The 18,160-nt window shown below is 41.1% G+C and carries 14 protein-coding genes; 9 read left to right on the forward strand and 5 right to left on the reverse strand.

Translation table 11 applies throughout. The annotated features are described in order from the left end of the window. Nucleotides 1–84: 84 nt before the first annotated feature. Nucleotides 85–771 (forward strand): Bax inhibitor-1/YccA family protein, encoded by a 687-nt coding sequence (locus tag ABTV71_RS12875; RefSeq protein ID WP_121124698.1) that lies wholly within the window; start codon nt 85–87, stop codon nt 769–771. Between the two features lie 106 nt (nt 772–877). Here the strand turns inward: ABTV71_RS12875 and ABTV71_RS12880 are convergent, their stop codons facing one another. From ABTV71_RS12880 to ABTV71_RS12895, 4 genes are all read right to left on the reverse strand, one after another. Then, nucleotides 878–1,318 (reverse strand): carboxymuconolactone decarboxylase family protein, encoded by a 441-nt coding sequence (locus ABTV71_RS12880; RefSeq protein WP_121124699.1) that lies wholly within the window; start codon nt 1,316–1,318, stop codon nt 878–880. Nucleotides 1,319–1,445: 127 nt separating this feature from the next. After that, nucleotides 1,446–1,811 (reverse strand): VOC family protein, encoded by a 366-nt coding sequence (locus tag ABTV71_RS12885; RefSeq protein WP_121124700.1) that lies wholly within the window; start codon nt 1,809–1,811, stop codon nt 1,446–1,448. A gap of 119 nt (nt 1,812–1,930) precedes the next feature. Next, nucleotides 1,931–2,962 (reverse strand): glutaminase A, encoded by a 1,032-nt coding sequence (gene glsA / locus ABTV71_RS12890; protein ID WP_433903429.1) that lies wholly within the window; start codon nt 2,960–2,962, stop codon nt 1,931–1,933. A 49-nt stretch (nt 2,963–3,011) separates the two neighbouring features. Beyond that, entirely contained in the window at nt 3,012–4,400 is a 1,389-nt protein-coding gene (locus ABTV71_RS12895) for a family 10 glycosylhydrolase (protein WP_121124702.1), read from the reverse strand. Nucleotides 4,401–4,702: 302 nt separating this feature from the next. On the opposite strand from ABTV71_RS12895, the gene ABTV71_RS12900 reads away from it, so the two are divergent. The 6 genes from ABTV71_RS12900 to ABTV71_RS12925 all read left to right on the forward strand — a co-directional run bounded on the left by ABTV71_RS12900 (nt 4,703) and on the right by ABTV71_RS12925 (nt 11,812). After that, a complete protein-coding gene (locus tag ABTV71_RS12900) occupies nt 4,703–5,869 on the forward strand; it encodes a porin (RefSeq protein WP_433903430.1) in 1,167 nt (388 codons plus the stop codon). A gap of 20 nt (nt 5,870–5,889) precedes the next feature. Further along, a complete protein-coding gene (locus ABTV71_RS12905; RefSeq protein ID WP_121124704.1) occupies nt 5,890–7,320 on the forward strand; it encodes an anion permease in 1,431 nt (476 codons plus the stop codon). A gap of 12 nt (nt 7,321–7,332) precedes the next feature. Then, entirely contained in the window at nt 7,333–7,989 is a 657-nt protein-coding gene (locus tag ABTV71_RS12910; protein WP_121124705.1) for a succinate dehydrogenase cytochrome b subunit, read from the forward strand. A 10-nt stretch (nt 7,990–7,999) separates the two neighbouring features. Then, on the forward strand, nt 8,000–9,916 hold the full coding sequence (locus ABTV71_RS12915) for a fumarate reductase/succinate dehydrogenase flavoprotein subunit (protein ID WP_433903431.1): 1,917 nt from the start codon (nt 8,000–8,002) through the stop codon (nt 9,914–9,916). A gap of 11 nt (nt 9,917–9,927) precedes the next feature. Beyond that, nucleotides 9,928–10,677: a succinate dehydrogenase/fumarate reductase iron-sulfur subunit gene (locus tag ABTV71_RS12920; RefSeq protein ID WP_433903432.1), complete on the forward strand. Its 750-nt coding sequence runs from the start codon at nt 9,928–9,930 to the stop codon at nt 10,675–10,677. A 187-nt stretch (nt 10,678–10,864) separates the two neighbouring features. Further along, the gene (locus tag ABTV71_RS12925; RefSeq protein WP_245971341.1) at nt 10,865–11,812 is read left to right on the forward strand and encodes a polysaccharide deacetylase family protein; all 948 of its coding nucleotides are present in this window, start codon (nt 10,865–10,867) and stop codon (nt 11,810–11,812) included. A gap of 44 nt (nt 11,813–11,856) precedes the next feature. Here the strand turns inward: ABTV71_RS12925 and ABTV71_RS12930 are convergent, their stop codons facing one another. Then, nucleotides 11,857–12,396 (reverse strand): GNAT family N-acetyltransferase, encoded by a 540-nt coding sequence (locus tag ABTV71_RS12930; protein ID WP_433903433.1) that lies wholly within the window; start codon nt 12,394–12,396, stop codon nt 11,857–11,859. Between the two features lie 524 nt (nt 12,397–12,920). Here ABTV71_RS12930 and ABTV71_RS12935 point away from each other — a divergent pair. Together ABTV71_RS12935 and ABTV71_RS12940 are read left to right on the forward strand one after the other, a co-directional pair. Next, nucleotides 12,921–16,157, forward strand: coding sequence for a SusC/RagA family TonB-linked outer membrane protein (locus ABTV71_RS12935; protein WP_121124709.1), 3,237 nt, complete (start codon nt 12,921–12,923; stop codon nt 16,155–16,157). Nucleotides 16,158–16,277: 120 nt separating this feature from the next. Next, a complete protein-coding gene (locus ABTV71_RS12940) occupies nt 16,278–18,149 on the forward strand; it encodes a RagB/SusD family nutrient uptake outer membrane protein (protein WP_121124884.1) in 1,872 nt (623 codons plus the stop codon). Nucleotides 18,150–18,160 lie beyond the last annotated feature (11 nt).

Genomic DNA, 18,160 nt, shown 5'->3' on the forward strand with positions numbered 1-18,160 from the left:
CCTCACCACTAAAGTTATTTCTTGCAAAAATAGAATTAATGCTTATTTTTAATTTAAATTAATGTATCTTATTTTATTTGTTTTATGGAATCACAAGAATATTTACTTGTTAACGATGAGGCCGAAAGGGGCGTTTTCTATAAGAAAACATATCTTCATGTTGCCCTTTCCATTTTGGCATTTATCGTTTTAGAAAGTCTTTTGATAAAATTAGTGCCTTATGATTTTATCGTATGGATGGTCAGTGGAAAGTTTATCTGGTTATTTCTACTTGGTTGTTTCTGGCTGGGAGCATCGCTTTCTTCCAGATGGACCTTAGCCCAAAGCCGACAGACTCAGTATATGGGTCTGGCATTCTACATCGTGTTGGAGGCAATTATTTTCCTGCCGATGATTTTCATTGCTGCAGCGATGACTGATGGAGCGAGTATGCTTTATCAGGCAAGTATCATGACTGTTGCCCTGTTTACAGCGCTGACAGCAGTGGCCTTTATGTCAAATAAGGATTTTTCTTTTCTGAAAAACATCCTTGTTATTGGGGGCTTCCTGGCTTTAGGTGCAATTGTCGCCGGTGCAATATTTGGATTTCAACTAGGGCTGTGGTTTTCTGTATTCATGGTTTTGATCGCTTCCGGTAGCATCTTATACCAGACACAAAATCTAAAATATAACTATGGCAATGAGCAATATGTCGGAGCAGCATTGCAGCTATTTTCTTCGATTATGTTGCTGTTTTGGTATATCTTGCGTATTCTGATGAGCCGCCGTTAATTCGGTTTGTCTTCAAGAAAAATAAAAAAGGTATTTAGAGCACATTTGAATGCGTTCTAAATACTTTTTTTTGTCAATGTCTTGTATGTTTACACGGGGTTATTCGCTATTTCAATAATTCTAAGTGTGTGCTTATTCCGATTCTGTTCCAGGCATTGATCGTAATAATAGCGATGATGATCTGTGCAATTTGTTTTTCATCAAAAAGATTCTTTGCTTTCTGATAGGTTTGTTCCGTTAAGCCCTCTTGATGAATTAATGTGATTTCCTCTGTCATCTCCAATAAGACCTGTTCTTCGGTATTGAACAATTCGGTTTCGCGCCAAGCGTTCAGCAAAAATATCCGTTGTGGAGTTTCACCATATTTTAATGCGTCCTTTGTATGCATATCCAGGCAAAAAGCACATCCATTAATTTGCGATGCCCTTATCTTAATAAGCTCTTTTTGGATAGGAGTTAAAAAAGTCCCGGTAAGATAGGTTTCTAAACCCATCATTGCTTTGTACGCTGTGGCGTCTACTTTTGCAATATTTAATCGTGCTGTCATTGTGTTATATTTTTATACGACAAAGTTGAAGGAAAGATTGAATAATAAACTTAAACTGGTTTAAGAAAGCCAGTCAAAGCCGCATTTAGCATCTTCGTCGATAAGAATTATTCACGGACAAATCTTCTTATTCAGATATCATCAGGTAATAGTTGTCCGGATCCCGAAGAATAAACTGATTTTTTAGGGAGTTTTCATTGTAATGAATTTCCTTTTCGAAAGTAGCATCGAGTTTGGTGGCATTTTCAAATACCTCCTGGAGATTGGCTACCCGAAAGAATAAGATGAGACCATTTCCGGCATTTTTGGGTTGGAGTAGTGTAGGGTGTGCGTGTTCACCCCATTTGTGAAGGCATAAAATGACATGGTTATCGACTGTTAGTATCTCAAAAGTCTCGCCACCATGTGCGCTGTTGCAGCCCAGTAGTTTCTGATAAAATAATGAACTTGCTGGAACACTTTCCACAGCGATTATTGTTTCTGTTCTGACCATTGGTTTAATTTTTGGTATTTAATATTTCCTTAGCCTTCATATAGCTATGTCGGCCGAGGAATAAACAAGTGAAATAGGAATTCGGTTTTATAAAGGGTTAATTAACAGATATTAATCTTTTAATCAAAAAGACTGAGTTGCATGGTTTTTACCAGATCAAGGATCATGCGGTAACCTGCAAGCGAATTGCCATGCTGGTCTAAAGCGGGACTAAAGGCACCTATCCCCATTTTACCGGGGACACTGACCGTGATTCCGCCACCGACACCGGATTTACTAGGCAAGCCAACCGTACGTGCATATTCACCACTGAATTCGTACATGCCTGCAATTAACATCTGTGACTGAATTAGCTGGGATAGATTGGGGTTCCGATATTGTCGGTTTCCATCATAACGAACGCAGTGATTGGCAAAAAAATAACCTATTTTGGCCAGATCTTCGGCGGTGATTTCGATCGAACATTGTTTAAAATAGTTATTGAGTTTTTCTTCTCCTTCGCCATCAATTAAGCCATTGTTTCGCATGATATAGAACATACCGCGATTTCGATGCCCCGTTTCCCGTTCTGAGTTATACACAGCATGGCTATAATCAATATATTCATTGTTTGTGATGAAACGGATCATATTAAGGATTTTAATAAATGGTTCCTCACCCTTTCCTTTAATAAGAGCTGTGGTCAGTATGGCACCCGAATTCATCATCGGATTAAGCGGTTTTCCCATTGTCTCTAGATTGCCAAAATGATTGAAAGGCTTATCTGTACCAAAATAACCCATTTTATCAAAAACATTTTCTTCGCCATTTTCCCGGACCGCAATCATCAGCGCGATGATCTTCGATATACTCTGGATTGTAAATTTCTGCCGGATATCTCCGGCGCTGACGACGGTACCATTGCTATTGACAACTGAAAGTGCGAGGGATTGCGCATTTGTTTTGCCCAGTTCGGGTATATAATCTGCAACTTTTCCTTGTTTATAATATAGACGGTTCTTTTCGAGAATGGTATTTAAAGTTGCTTGATCTAAGGTTGTCGTATCCCGTACTGTCGATTCAGTCGCTGTTCGTTGCGCAAGGCAGGGGCCTGTCACGCCTGTATAGCTCAGGACAAACAGCGCTGTTATCAAACCAAAAGTTTTATTCATGTCTTCAATCTTTTTATGAAATCCCAAAGTTAGCAAAGTAGGCCTATTTTTAGCTATTCGGCGGTACAGGATCAACATTCCAGCCTGAAAGAATGTCGCCATAGAAGAAGAAGGTGACATAGAAATTCTTTTTACTGACCTTATCCTTCACAAGATATTTTTTTGTTACATCATAGTTGTCAACCTGTTTGTATTTTGACAACGCTACGGGACGGGCAGCCGGATTTTCAGCCTTTACCATGTCCTGAATTTTTTGCGTGATCAATTTCATAATACCGACTTTTCTGAAAGGATCGTTCTCAACTTTATGCCCCTGAATTGGAGATAAAGTACCGTTATTTTTTTCTTTTTTTAATTTCGCAGCTGCTGTATAGGCTCTAAAACGCTCCTTAATTTTTGGATCTTGAAGACTATGTATGGTGAAAATAGAAATACCCTGGGCACCATTGTTCAATGCCTCATCCATATCGACAAACATTTCATCATTGTTTTTAGCCATTAAACCACAATAAAGGGTGGTATGGTTTGCTTTATCCCGCACATTTTCCAAGGTACAATCTTTTATGAAGCTTGGATCTTCGGTGTAAAAGTTACTATAGACCATAGGAAATACAAGATCTAGATTCCATTTCCCCCAATCTTGGCGAACCATTCTTGAAGCCATTTTGGGAGTAGGAAAAGGAGAGGCGGCCATTGTCTTTCCGTACGCATGTACAACATCCGCAATCATATTAGCCATTTCAGTGATCTGATCGCAACGAAACTGCCTCCATTTTAAGTCTTTTGAAGGATCTTTTTGAGCTCTTGGATCATAACCGTATTGCTTTTTGAATTTTTCTATCGCAATTGGATGGTATCCATAGTCCCACGCGGCATATTCGCGATCTTGGACGATATTGTACTTTGGCCATAGCGTCGTCGGCAATACAACATCGACATAGCGGTTATAATCTATGGATATTCCTGCTAAACCTTCAACTTCACAATAAGACTGAATTTTTTGTTTAATGTAGTCTTTAACTTCTGGTACCACGGGCGAAAGAAATTTATAGTAACCTACATAGGCGGTGGTATCAGCCAGGCTCTTTCCATTTCTATTGACACTGAACCAATCTGGATGTTCTTTTAGAATTTTATCGCGATCATGTTCCAGGTTCATAGTCCACAACCATGCAATTACCTGTATGCCATATTTTTTTGCAATTGGAATTGCAACGCGATATTCATCAGGACTTGCTGCATTTAGCATAACCCCATCTATTCCCAAATAATTCATCTCCCTACAGATCGAGTCAAAATTTATGTTTGGATTATAATCAAGCCAGGTCCAAAACATTGCCGGTTTCTCGTGCTCTGCGGCTTTGGAAACAGGGACTAAAAATCCACAGATAATTAATAGTAGACAGATACGGCATTTTCTGATTAATTGTTCTTTCATATGATTTATTGATTCTAAAATTTATTCAACAGGATGCCGCCAATTCATGAAAATCTTTAAGGTTATATTGACCGTGGTTTAGAATTTAGCATCCATTTTACATCCACCGTGAAAATACACAAAAACGGGGAATTTACTCCTTTCCCAATATAATTTGCAATCATTTTCTTTGAGTTATAAATTTTATTAAAAATTTAAAACCATTCATTCATTCATATGTTAATAGAGCAAGAATAATTAATATACATTATTGACATTGAAAAGTGTGCTGGGCTACCAGTGAATAGCTAATTATTTTAGATATGAGGAAATTTTATATTCCAATTTTTGTCTTGTGTTTATTGCTCCATACAACTGTCCATGGGCAGGAGCCGGGGTCGGTTGAGCCGGCAAAAAAAGATTCTTTACAGCAAAGCAAAGGAGAGGTAACCTATCCTAAACTGCAGATCAAGGGACTTTTTCAGGCACGGTATCTTGTGAGCACAACGAAAGATGTCGATGTCAATGGGCTTCATCACAGCGATGGCACAGGGACAGACAATAATTTTATGGTAAAGTATATGCGGGTGCAGATGCGTGCGCAGATTAGCAAGCGCACTGAAGTGGCTGTGCTTGCCAACCTAGCTGATTTTAAAAGCGACCCAAAAACCAAGGTACTTGAAAACGCTTACCTAAAATATACTTTTAGCCCTAAGCTGGCCATTACAGTTGGTCAATTCCGACCTTGGTTTGGCATTGAAGAGACCTATCCGATAGATATTATAAAATCCTTGGATTGGTCAAATCAATATCTTGAATTTGGCAAGTTGGGCTGGGCAAGTTTTCAGATCGGGATGGCCGCAACAGGGGAAGTTAATTTAGGAGATATGCCATTCAGTTATTCCCTTTCCGTTGTCAATGGAAACGGTAAAAATCAAGTCGCTGATAATGATAACGGAAAACAATATTCAACACGTCTGGTATTCGGGCTTTCAAAAAAATATAGCGTCAATCTCGGGTTAAATGGCGGGATTGGTGAGGTCATGAAAAAGCAGGTTCATGCACTGGGAATAGATCTGAGCGGGAATGTGGATTTTGGAAAGCGATGGAACCTAGATATGCAACTGGAAGCGAAACAGGCCATAAATCATAACTTATACTATACGCAGAATGAGGAAGCGCGGACATCAAAGCTAAGTGATTATCTCGTTCGGGGTATCTACTTCCTTCCCAATTTAAGGTACGAGGTTAACTATTACAATCTCAGTGCATTTGAGCTTTCCTGTCGTTACGAATATATTGACCCAAACTATAAATTAAATGCAAATGGAAGGCAGACGTATACACCCATGTTTGGTCTAGAGTTTTTAAAAAATTACGGTGCCCGGATACAGCTCGGTCTGCAGCTCGACCGCTATAGAAAGCAGACTCCGAATACCAATGAATACAATAGAAATTTATTTATTGTTCAAGTACAAAGTAGATTCTAATCTTTTAAATCGCAATTCTTATGAAAGAAATTAGTATCAGAAATGTTGCCATCACCTTTATTGTTGCGCTCATTTTGTGGTTTATTCCAGTCCCGAAGGGCGTTAGTCCTGAAGCTTGGCACCTGTTTGCCATATTTGCTGCTACGATACTCGGTATCATTCTGAAGGCAGCGCCAATGGGTACCATGTGCATGATGGCAATCGCTTTCACGGCACTGACGCAAGTACTCGCGCCGGGAGATGCCGGTAAATCGATTACCAAAGCACTGACCGGTTTTGGAGACAAAGTTATTTGGCTGATCGGAATTTCTTTTTTCATTGCGAGAGGTTTTATCAAAACGGGTTTGGGGAATCGTATCGCATTTCTTTTTATTCGTGTATTTGGAAAAAGTTCGCTTGGACTGGCTTATGGTTTGGGGTTGGCAGATGTATGTTTGGCCCCTGCGATACCCAGCAATACGGCCAGAGGGGGTGGAATCATTTATCCGATTATGAAATCCATGGCCATTAGCTTCGATTCTGTACCTGATAAACCTGAGACGCATCGAAAATTAGGTTCCTATCTGACATTGAACAGCTACTACATGAATTTGATTGCATCCTCTATGTTTTTAACCGGAACGGCGAGTAACCCAATGTGTCAGAAGTTTGCCGCCAATCTTGGAATTGACATTACCTGGATGTCTTGGGCTGTAGCTGGATTTATTCCTGGAATAGTAGCCTTTTTTGTTGTTCCACTGGTACTCTATAAACTCTATCCACCGGAGCTAAAAAAGACGGGCGATGCACCTAAAATGGCCGCAGAAAAATTAAGGGAAATGGGACCAATATCCAGAAATGAATGGTTGATGTTATTGGCATTTTTTATTCTCCTAGTGCTTTGGATTTTCGGCGGATCACTATCTATTGATGCGACCACAACCGCATTTATCGGCCTGACTTTGCTCTTGCTGACTTCGGTACTGACTTGGGAGGATGTAAAGGCGGAGAAAGGGGCCTGGGATACAATTGTCTGGTTTGCCGTTTTGGTGATGATGGCCAGCTCGCTTAATGAACTTGGATTTATCGGCTGGTTTAGTGATTTGATCAAGGTACAGATTGGAGGGCTGAGCTGGCAAGTTGCTTTTCCGGTAATTATTTTGGTGTACTTCTTTAGCCATTACATCTTTGCGAGTGCTACAGCCCATGTCGCTGCAATGTATGCAGCTTTGTTAGGCGTTGGGGTATCATTAGGTATTCCACCCATGTTATTGGCCATGATGCTTGGGTTCCTCGGGTCCATATACGGCGTATTAACACATTACGGGCACGGGCCTGCACCGGTATTCTTTGGTAGCGGTTATGTTGATCTCAAGTCCTGGTGGTTGCGTGGACTTGAAATCGGAATCGTCCTACTTATTATCTATATGGGCATAGGAGGATTATGGATGAAAGTCATTGGTTATTATTAAAGAAAAAAGCTTATGCTATCGACCTTATCAAAGAAGATGCTCATGTGTTTAACGGGGTTATTTCTCGCCTTCTTTTTGCTGATCCATTTTTTAGGAAACCTGCAATTATTTTTACCCCGGGAGCAAGCGCATTTACAATTTAATGCGTATTCACATTTTTTGTCGGGAAACATCCTGATAAAAATAGTTTCCTATGTGCTTTATTTGAGTATTATACTGCATGCTATTGACGGATTGGTCATCACGATAAAGAATAGGAAAGCGGCCAGTACCTATCAGTCAGACGGTCGTGGACGAGCGAGCAAATGGTACTCGCGGAACATGGGGATTCTGGGGACACTTATTCTTATTTTTTTGGTGATCCATTTCCAGAACTTCTGGTATGTATATAAGTTTGGCGCTCCGCCATTGGATGCAAAAGGAAATAAGGACCTCTATATATTGGTTATTGCGGTGTTTCAACAATGGTGGTACGTACTTATCTACGTCTTATCAATGGTGGCCCTATGTTATCATCTTATCCATGGAATTCATAGCGCGGTGCGGACCCTGGGCCTGTATCATCCAAAATTTGTCCGTTGGTTTAAAGCAATTGGGATTACTTATTCCATTATTATCAGCATTGGTTTTGCATTGATGCCAATTTATATATTTTTTACTGTTAACTAAAGGCGAAGACATGATTTTAAACTCAAAAATACCAGCGGGACCTTTGGAAGAAAAATGGACACGCTATAAAAAAACGGCAAAGCTTGTAAACCCAGCGAACCGAAAAAAATTGGATGTCATTGTTGTGGGAACGGGATTAGCGGGAAGTTCGATCGCTGCATCTCTTGGCGAAATGGGCTACCGGGTCAAATCATTCTGTTTTCAGGATAGTCCCCGAAGGGCCCATTCCGTGGCGGCCCAGGGCGGAGTCAACGCTGCAAAAAATTATAAGAATGACGGCGACAGTATCTATCGAATGTTTGTGGACACCTTAAAGGGGGGCGATTTTCGTGCCCGTGAGGCTAACGTCTATCGAATGGCAGAATGTTCCTTAAATCTGATAGACCAAGCCGTGGCGCAGGGTGTTCCCTTTGGACGTGAATATGGCGGTTATCTGAATAACCGCTCTTTTGGTGGTGTCCAAGTGAGCCGCACATTCTATGCACGGGGGCAGACAGGACAGCAACTGCTATTGGGAGCCTATCAGGCATTGATGCGGCAGGTAGGTAAAAAGGCTGTTCAGTTATTTTCCCGCCACGAAATGCTGGATGTTGTTGTCATCGACGGGAAGGCGCGCGGTATTATTGTTCGTGATTTAGATACCGGAGTGATTGAACGACATGCTGCCCATGCGGTTATACTCGCTACTGGTGGATACGGTAAAATCTATTATTTATCCACACTCGCAATGGGCTGCAATGGATCGGCAATTTGGCGGGCACATAAAAAAGGTGCATTGATGGCATCCCCGAGCTGGATTCAGGTTCACCCGACTTCCTTGCCACAATCGGGGGATTATCAATCCAAGTTGACTCTGATGTCAGAATCCTTACGTAATGATGGACGCATTTGGGTGCCGTTAAAACTGGATGAAAAAAGGGCGCCAAATGATATTCCCGAAGAAGATAGAGACTATTATCTGGAGCGTAGATACCCTGCATTTGGCAATCTCGCTCCCAGGGATATATCATCGAGAGCCGCCAAGGAACGGATTGATGCAGGCTTTGGAATAGGTCCTTTAAAGAATGCCGTTTACCTTGACTTTGCTAAAGCAATCAAGGAACAGGGGAAACATAAAATTGCGGAAAAATATGGTAATCTCTTTGATATGTATCATAAGATAACAGGTTATGATGCGTATTCCGAACCGATGATGATTTCACCCTCGGCCCATTTTTCGATGGGTGGACTCTGGGTGGATTATGAACTGATGACGACTTTGCCGGGACTATTTGCGCTGGGTGAGGCTAATTTTGCTGATCATGGCGCCAATCGTCTAGGGGCAAACTCGTTGCTTCAGGCCTCGGTGGACGGTTATTTTATTGCACCTTATACAATCGCCAATTATTTGTCGAATGAAATTCACACCGGAGAGATTTCTACAGATCATATAGAATTTGAAAAGGCTGAACTCGCCGTTAAAAGACAGATTGAAGAATTGTTGCAGATTAAAGGGAATAAGACTGTTGATCATTTTCATAAGATACTGGGCAAACTGCTGTATGACTATTGTGGTCTGGCCCGGAGTGAACAGGGGCTTCAATATGCAATAGCAGAAATCAGGAAGCTTAAACAAGAATTTTATGACAATGTCATAGTCAGTGGTCAGCCAGATTCATTAAATACTGAATTGGAGAAAGCCGGACGTGTCGCAGACTATTTTGAAATAGGTGAATTAATGTGTTATGATGCATTGACCCGTAAGGAATCCTGCGGTGCCCATTTTAGAGAGGAATACCAAACAGCAGATGGAGAAGCTTTGCGAAATGATGCTGATTTCCAATTCATATCTGCCTGGGCATGGAAAGGAGACGGGGAGGAGCCCGAACTGATCAAAGAACCATTGACTTTTGAGGAAATACAACCTACAGTAAGAAGCTACAAATAAAATGAACAATTATGGATCTACATCTTAAAATTTGGCGGCAGAAAGATAATCAATCAGCAGGTAAGCTCGTAGCCTATGATCTACAGGGGCTTAACCCACATATGTCTTTTCTTGAAATGCTGGACACATTGAATGAGAAGCTAATTGTCAATGGAGAGGAGCCTGTTGAATTTGACCATGACTGCAGGGAAGGGGTCTGTGGCCAATGTGGTGTAATGATTAACGGTATCGCACACGGTCCGTTGCAACATACGACGACTTGTCAGTTGCATCTGCGTTCGTTCAAGGATAATGACACCATTGTGATTGAGCCTTTTCGCTCGTCGGCGTTTCCGGTAAAAAAAGACCTGAAAGTGGATCGATCCGCTTTTGACCGAATTATTTCTCTTGGTGGGTTTATATCCATCAATACGGGCCAGGCGCCCGATGCTACGGTTATTCCTATTTCACATGAACTGGCAGAAGAAGCTTTTGATTCAGCGGCATGTATCGGATGTGGTGCATGTGTCGCAACCTGCAAAAATGGGAGTGCAGCCCTGTTTACCTCAGCAAAGATTACGCACATGGCGTTGCTCCCGCAGGGAAAGGAAGAGAGAAGTCAACGTGTACTGAATATGGTCAGGCAAATGGATGCCGAATCTTTTGGCCACTGTTCCAATACCGAAGCTTGCGAGGTTGAATGTCCACAGGGGATATCTGTGCTAAACATTGCCCGAATGAATTTCGAATATAACAGGGCTCTAATCTTTAAGAAGAAATAATACTTTGTGAAGGCAAAGCTGAGGGACCATTTTAACGGTGTCAGTATAGGTTTAATAAACCTTTAAGACAAATAATTTAATCGTTTTTGTAGCTGATTATCACGGAAAATAGGGATTTATGAAATATTATACTTTTAGAGTGGCTTTTTATGGTATTTTTGAAACGTAAAAAATCACTTAAGTTATTATGAAGTGTAGAAGGTTGTTGATTGCATTGTTCATGGGTAGTGTGACCTTATGTTCAGTGTCATGTAAAGATTTCTCAAATAAAGTATTGGGCAGTGGCAAAGAAGGCGATAGGGATACGCTAAATGAAAAATTGATCCACAAGGAAAAAGTGCCCGTTCTGTTGAACAAATGGGATTCTCTCCAAAGAAATCAGCTACATTTTGTAGTTGATAGTTTGCACCCTATCTCTGTAAAGCAACAAAAGCGTAATCTGAAGGATTCGTTGCGGAGAGCTTTTGATGCTCATCCGAAACATATCTATCTGACATTTGATGATGGTCCTTTGATCGGAAGTGCAGCCATTGATTCGTTGGCAAAAGAGAAAAATATAAAAGTAAGCGTATTTTTAATTGGCAAACATGCCAATATGAGCAAAGGTAGAAAGCGGGATCTTGAAAAATACGAAAATAATCCCTTGATTGCTTGTTATAACCACAGCTATACACATGCAAATAATCAATATTCAAGATTTTATAACAATGCGGAAAAGGCATTTGCTGATTTTGAAAAAAATGAAAAGGATCTTAACCTTAAGCATAAAATTGTTAGACTCCCGGGCAGAAATATTTGGATGTACGATGATGTCCGAAAGATAGATCTGAAAAATGGCTCTACAACGGCTGATATGCTTCACAAAAATGGTTATCGTATTTTTGGTTGGGATGTAGAATGGCGTTTGAACAGTATTACTGGAGTTCCTGTTCAACCTCAGGAAGCGACATTATCCCATATCCATAACTTTATGAACAATAAGAGTTCGATGGTTCCTAATAATGTGGTGTTTTTAATGCATGATGATATGTTCCAGACAAAAAAGGGACAGCAGGAGTTGTCGGCCTTGATAGATGCACTTAAAAAAGATGGGTATCAATTTGAATTTATGCAAGATTATCCAATTAAATATTAAAATAAAATGGTCGACTATTGCGAACACATTCTGTCGGCCATTTTTTAGGCTATTCCGAATTCTTTTGGATACACGACTGTTCCTTGTACTCCGGCTAATGCCTGTTGGCGGAGTTCTATGACCATACAATGTTCATTTGGAACCTCAAATGGCATTTTAATACCATATTTGGCCATTCTCACATAGCCAAACTTTGGATAATAACTGGCATGGCCCAATAGAATAATGGATCCAAAATCAAGTTCTGTAGCGATTCGATGCGCTTCCGCGATTAATCTACCCCCAATTCCCCTTCCTTTAAACTCCGGCAACACCGCAATCGGCGCCAAAGCAAGAGAAGGATACTCTCGTTTTTTTGCTTCATTGCAAATTTTGATTTTTGTCAGTAAGATATAGCCAACGATTTTACCATGAATTTCTGCCACTAAGGCAAGCTCCGGAATGAATCCGCTCGACAGACGTAATCTTTCGACGAGAAATTGCTCTTGATGGTCACTATATTCTTCATGTTCAAACGCTTTCCGAATAAGCTCAAAAACTGACTGATAATCGACTTTGCTTTCTTGTCTGATTTGAATATTCATTGTTATGATGTTTTGTTTTGGAAACCTATATTTCTATATTATTGCTACTATTGCTATTAAAATTATGAAATAAAAAAACCTTTATCGTAAAATCACGTATTTCCATATAATTATGTCATCATAATAATTAAAATAAATGGCTTGGTATTTTCAGAATATAACAGTTCTATTCTGAGTAAAATATTGTCATTTCATGTATTAGGACGATATTTTGTCAAATACTTCCGGATATAATTTATTAGCGCGTTTCTTATGTTTGGAACTGCCTTGGCATTGTAACATTGAAAGAATAAAAAAGCGAGAGTTTAAGGTGCTTTTTTAGAGTAATTATCTATTAAACAATTATTTACACTTATTCTTGTTAATTGTGTGAAAATAACACTTGCTTTGTTTATTTATTTTTGTATTTTCATATCATTAAAAATTCAATTATAAACCGCCTTTGATAAGATTCTAAACCGAGTGTCTTGTAAAAGCAAATAAATAACTAATAAACATACAATTTAAACCATTAAACAGTTTTTATGATTAATTGCCATTATTTCTCAAATCAATGGAAGAGAGCGTTTTGGACTGGCTCGTTGTGCTCTTTAGTAGCACTAAGTCCTCACTCTGTAGACGCCGCGAGCTTTGCGCATTATGGAAATCTCTTTCAACAGGAATTAAGTGTTACTGGGGTCGTACGGGATGAAGGAGGATCGCCAATATCAGGTGTTACCGTGTCAGTCAATGGAACTAATTTAGTCACCAAGACGGACAATGAAGGTCGTTACAAATTGGACAAAGTTCCAGCCAATGGCACGGTCAATTTTAGAATGGTCGGTAAACAGGCGATGGACGAAGTGGTCAATGGACGAAGAGCCATAGATGTAACACTTCTAAACTCCCAGTCAAGTCTCGATGAAGTCGTTGTGGTCGGTTACGGCAAACAACGGAAAGAAACAGTAACGGGAGCTGTGGCTACCGTGAAAGGGAGTGATCTCGCTCAATCACCGGCACTGAACATTTCCAATGCAATGACCGGAAGAATACCGGGGGTTATTGCTACCAATGGTAGTGCTGAGCCCGGAAACGATGGGTCCACGATCAAGATCCGTGGTACAAACACCTTGGGGAATAGTAGTCCGCTCATAGTTATTGATGGCGTACCGGCCCGTGAAGGTGGGATTGAGCGACTTAACCCCAGGGATATCGAGAATATCTCTGTCCTAAAAGATGCTTCAGCGGCGATTTATGGTGCAAGAGCAGCCAATGGTGTTATTCTTGTGACCACACGTCGGGGAAAAACTGGTAAACCGCAGTTTTCTTATACCTTTAACCAAGGGTATTCCCAACCAACGGTGATTCCTAAATTGACGGATGCGACACAATTTGCTGAAATCCGTAACGAACTTGAGATCTACAACCTTCCAGTAGATGAGTGGTCAGCTGGATTGAATGCCCTAAATGAGACAGGATCCTACACAAAAAAGGATGGAACTGTTCTGGGAGCACCTTTCAAACCGGATGATATTAAAAAATTTAAAGATGGTTCAGATCCTTGGGGGCATCCGAATACAGACTGGTATAAATCCACATTGAAAGATTGGTCTCCCCAGCAACGTCATAATCTCCAGGTCAATGGCGGTACTGAGGATGTGAAATACCTTTTGTCATTGGGGTACCAAAATCAAGATGCTTATTACAAAAATTCTGCAACCGGTTACAAACAGTATGATTTACGGATCAACTTGGACGCCAATATAAGTCAGTATATCAAAACCCAATTCGGCGTATTAGGTAGGCAGGAAAACCGTAATTATCCAACTAAAAGTGCAGGTACGATCTTTCGGATGCTGATGCGCGGAAATCCGACGCAACCTGCAATTTGGCCAAACGGTAAACCCGGACCTGATATCGAGAACGGCGAAAACCCTGTCGTTATTACGACAAATGCCACTGGGTACGATCACGACAAGCGCTATTACTTCCAGACAAATGGACAGGTAGATATTACAAATCCCTGGGTCGACGGCCTTAAGCTAACCTTAAATGCCTCCGTGGACAAATATGTGAAAAATCAAAAAACATGGGGGACACCCTGGACTTTATATTCCTGGCCGGGAGGCTATGAAGCCGACGGTAAAACACCTTTGTTACAGGCCGGTCGACGTGGTCCTGCGGATCCGAACCTAAACCAAAGCAACGAAGATCAACTCAATATCCTGTTAGGCGGTATTTTAAGTTTTGACCGAAAATTTGGAGATCATCAAGTGAATGCGATCGCAGGTGTAAACCGGGAAACTATTGACAACGATAAGTTTAGCGCCTATAGACGTTACTTTTTATCGAACAGTATCGATTACCTTTTTGCGGGGGGAGAGCAAGAGAAAAATAACGATGGGACAGCATGGAAGCGCGCGCGCCTGAATTATTTTGGTCGTTTTGGATATAATTACAAAAGCAAATATATTGCCGAGTTTCTTTGGCGCTATGATGGCTCTTATATGTTCCCGGAGAGTGAACGCTTCGGATTTTTCCCTGGCGCAATGGCCGGCTGGGTCGTATCTGAAGAGAACTTCTGGAAAGAAAACATTCCTGTCATCAATTACTTCAAAATTCGTGCATCCTATGGTCAAATGGGGAACGACAATATTTATTGGGAAGATAAATTACAGGAGTATCAATATTTTTCAACCTATTCATTCGGAACCTATATTGTGGACGATAAACTGGCTAAAACACTCTTTGAAAGCCGTGTGCCAAATGAAATGGTCACTTGGGAGGTTGCCAATAATTATAACTTAGGTTTCGATTTTCAATTCTTACAGGGCAAATTAAATCTGGAGTTTGATCTCTTCAAAAACCGCAGGAACTCCATTTTATGGAGGAAAAATGCTTCTGTTCCACAGAGTACTGGTATGACTCTCCCGGCAGAAAATATTGGTAAAGTGGATAACAAGGGCTGGGAATTTAATCTGGGTTATAAAGGTAAGGCCGGGGAACTCGGGTATACGGTTGGTGTTAACGGCGGATATGCGAAGAACAAAATTATATTCTGGGATGAGGCGCCAGGTGCTCCGGCATGGCAACAAAGCACGGGCAAACCGATCAAAACAGATATCTACTATATCTATGATGGCGTATTTAGCGATGTAAATGATATCAACAATGATAAATTAGACTATAGTGCTATTGTTGGGGCCGAAAAACGAAAAAATGGTGATTTGCGCCCCGGAGACATGAGATATAAGGATGTTAATGGTGACGGAAAAATTACGCCAGATGATAAAGTCAGAAGAGACAAAAATAGTGACCCAACATTTCAGGGCGGATTCAATTTCAGCTTGAGCTATAAAGATTTTGATTTGTCCGTTTTATTCCAGGGAGCAACGGGTGGAGAAATCCGCGTCGGTACAGATGAATCGGGCTCTATCGGTAATTTTCTTGAGGAATTCTACGATAAGCGTTGGAGCATAACTAATCCGAGTAGCGTATATCCACGACTAACGGATCGCAGTAACCAATATTACTCGTATAACAATACCTATTGGATGCGGAGTACGGATTATCTACGTCTAAAAAATGTGGAATTAGGTTACAACCTACCCTCGACGATCTGCGATAAAATCGGTATCGGATCATTGCGTGTCTATGCAAATGGTATGAATTTAATCACCTGGAGCAAGATCAAGATGTATGATCCAGAAGCGGTAAATGCATTAGGACAGTATTATCCGCAGGCTAGGTTAATTAATGCAGGCGTGTTACTATCCTTTTAAATGCTAAAGAAGATGAAGATAAAAAAGGGGCTACAGTGTAATCTCGCTGTATATGCGAGTTACCAAAATAACGAAAGGCCTATGAAAACTTATTCTCAGAAATATAAATCAGATAATAAAATGAAAAAAATTGCAAATATATCTCTGCTCTTGCTTGTGTTATCGACTGGTTTCCAAGCCTGTAATGACGATTTTGTGAATACAAAGCCGCTGAGTGAGGTTCCCAATGAATTGGTATGGTCCGACGCAGGACTGTCTGAGGCCTTCGTCGTCGATATCTACAATGGCTTTGGTGTTGGCGGTTTCTATGAAGAAGAAATGGCATCCATGACAGATGAGGCTTTGTTCACGCATCCCAATCGCGGCATTAATACCGTAACCGAGTCACGATCCAATCCAGCAGATCAGGGACGTATCATGGATACCTATGAATATGGACGAATGTATGTGCGTATTCGCGCCACGAATATTGCAATCTCAAATTTGAAACAGGCCAAGTTTGATCAGGAAAAGGCAAATAAATTACTGGGAGAAGCATATTTCCTACGCGGATACTACTATCAGCAGCTCCTACGTTTCTATGGCGGTATACCGATAGATAATAAGATCTATACCTTGAATGATAAAGATTATATGGTGCCGAGAAATAGCTATGCCGAGTGTGTTGATGCCATCGTCAATGATCTGGACAGCGCAAGCCTTCTTTTAAAAGATTCAAAGGCTGCTAAAGGACGCGCGAGTGAAACCGCTGCCCTAGCATTAAAATCGCGTGTGCTATTATATGCAGCGAGTGACCTCCACGACGCCAATAAGGCGGGGGCCAAATCTGCGCTCTTAAAAGCTTACACAAAACCAGAATATTTGATGTACACCAGTGGCAGCCAGACCGAACGTTGGACAAAAGCAAAGGAAGCGGCAAAAGCTGTTTTGAACCGGGCCGATTTTGCCTATAAACTGGATTTGACGTCCGCAGTTTCTGCCGAAGAAGGTACAGCAAACTATATGGCCCTATCCCTCGGCGGTGGAAGTAAAATGGCAGATGCCGTAGCTGCAAGGGACATGATCTTAGGCCGTTATTTTGTTGACGAAAAAGACGAACGCGGCGGCTGGGTAGGACGTGACAACGGACCCAACGGATATCATAACTGGGCGGGTAATACGCCAATACAATTGCTCGTAGATGATTACGAGACGAATGACGGTAAAAAGTTTGACTGGTCAAACGCTGCCATGGCGGCGGCTCCTTATCAAAATCGTGATCCGAGACTGAAAGCCACAATTTTATATGACGGTGCTGACTGGAAGCCAAGGCCAGCAGATGTGACAAAAAGAGATCCCGTTAACCAGATCCAAACCGGTCAATATGAAATTATCAATGCGGAAGGGGCTAAAGTCACCCATTTTGGTTTAGATACCAGAAAAAGCCCCGTTGAGGATTGGAATGGCTCAAGAACAGGATATTATATGCGTAAGTTTGTTGATCCCGATCCTGCTCAGGAAGATCAGAATACAAGGCAGCGTGTCCCTTGGCCCATGTTACGTTATACTGAAGCTGTACTAAACTACGTGGAGGCTTGTATTGAATTGGGGGAAGAGGCGGAAGCAAAAGCCTGGTTAAATAAAATTCGGTTCAGAGCAGGAATGCCTGCAATTGAAGAAACAGGAGCCGCGCTTAAAAATCGCTATCGCAATGAACGCAGGATAGAGCTGGCTTATGAAGAACATCGTTTTTTTGATGCAAGACGCTGGATGATAGCTGCCGAAACGATTGGGCGTAAAGCCAATATCATCAATATCACCGGCACACTGAAAGACAACAAAAAAGTAACACTGTATAAATACGATCCAAGCAATTATACCTACAATTACGTTGTTAGCAATATTGATCCCGGAATTGAAAATAGAAGCTGGAACGATAAGATGTATTTTACATCGCTACATCGCGACGAAATAAATAGAAATACAAAACTCATCCAGAATCCCGGATACTAAAGATCATGAAA

Origin of the sequence: Sphingobacterium puteale (assembly GCF_050986225.1) — a bacterium.
Taxonomy (GTDB): domain Bacteria; phylum Bacteroidota; class Bacteroidia; order Sphingobacteriales; family Sphingobacteriaceae; genus Sphingobacterium; species Sphingobacterium puteale.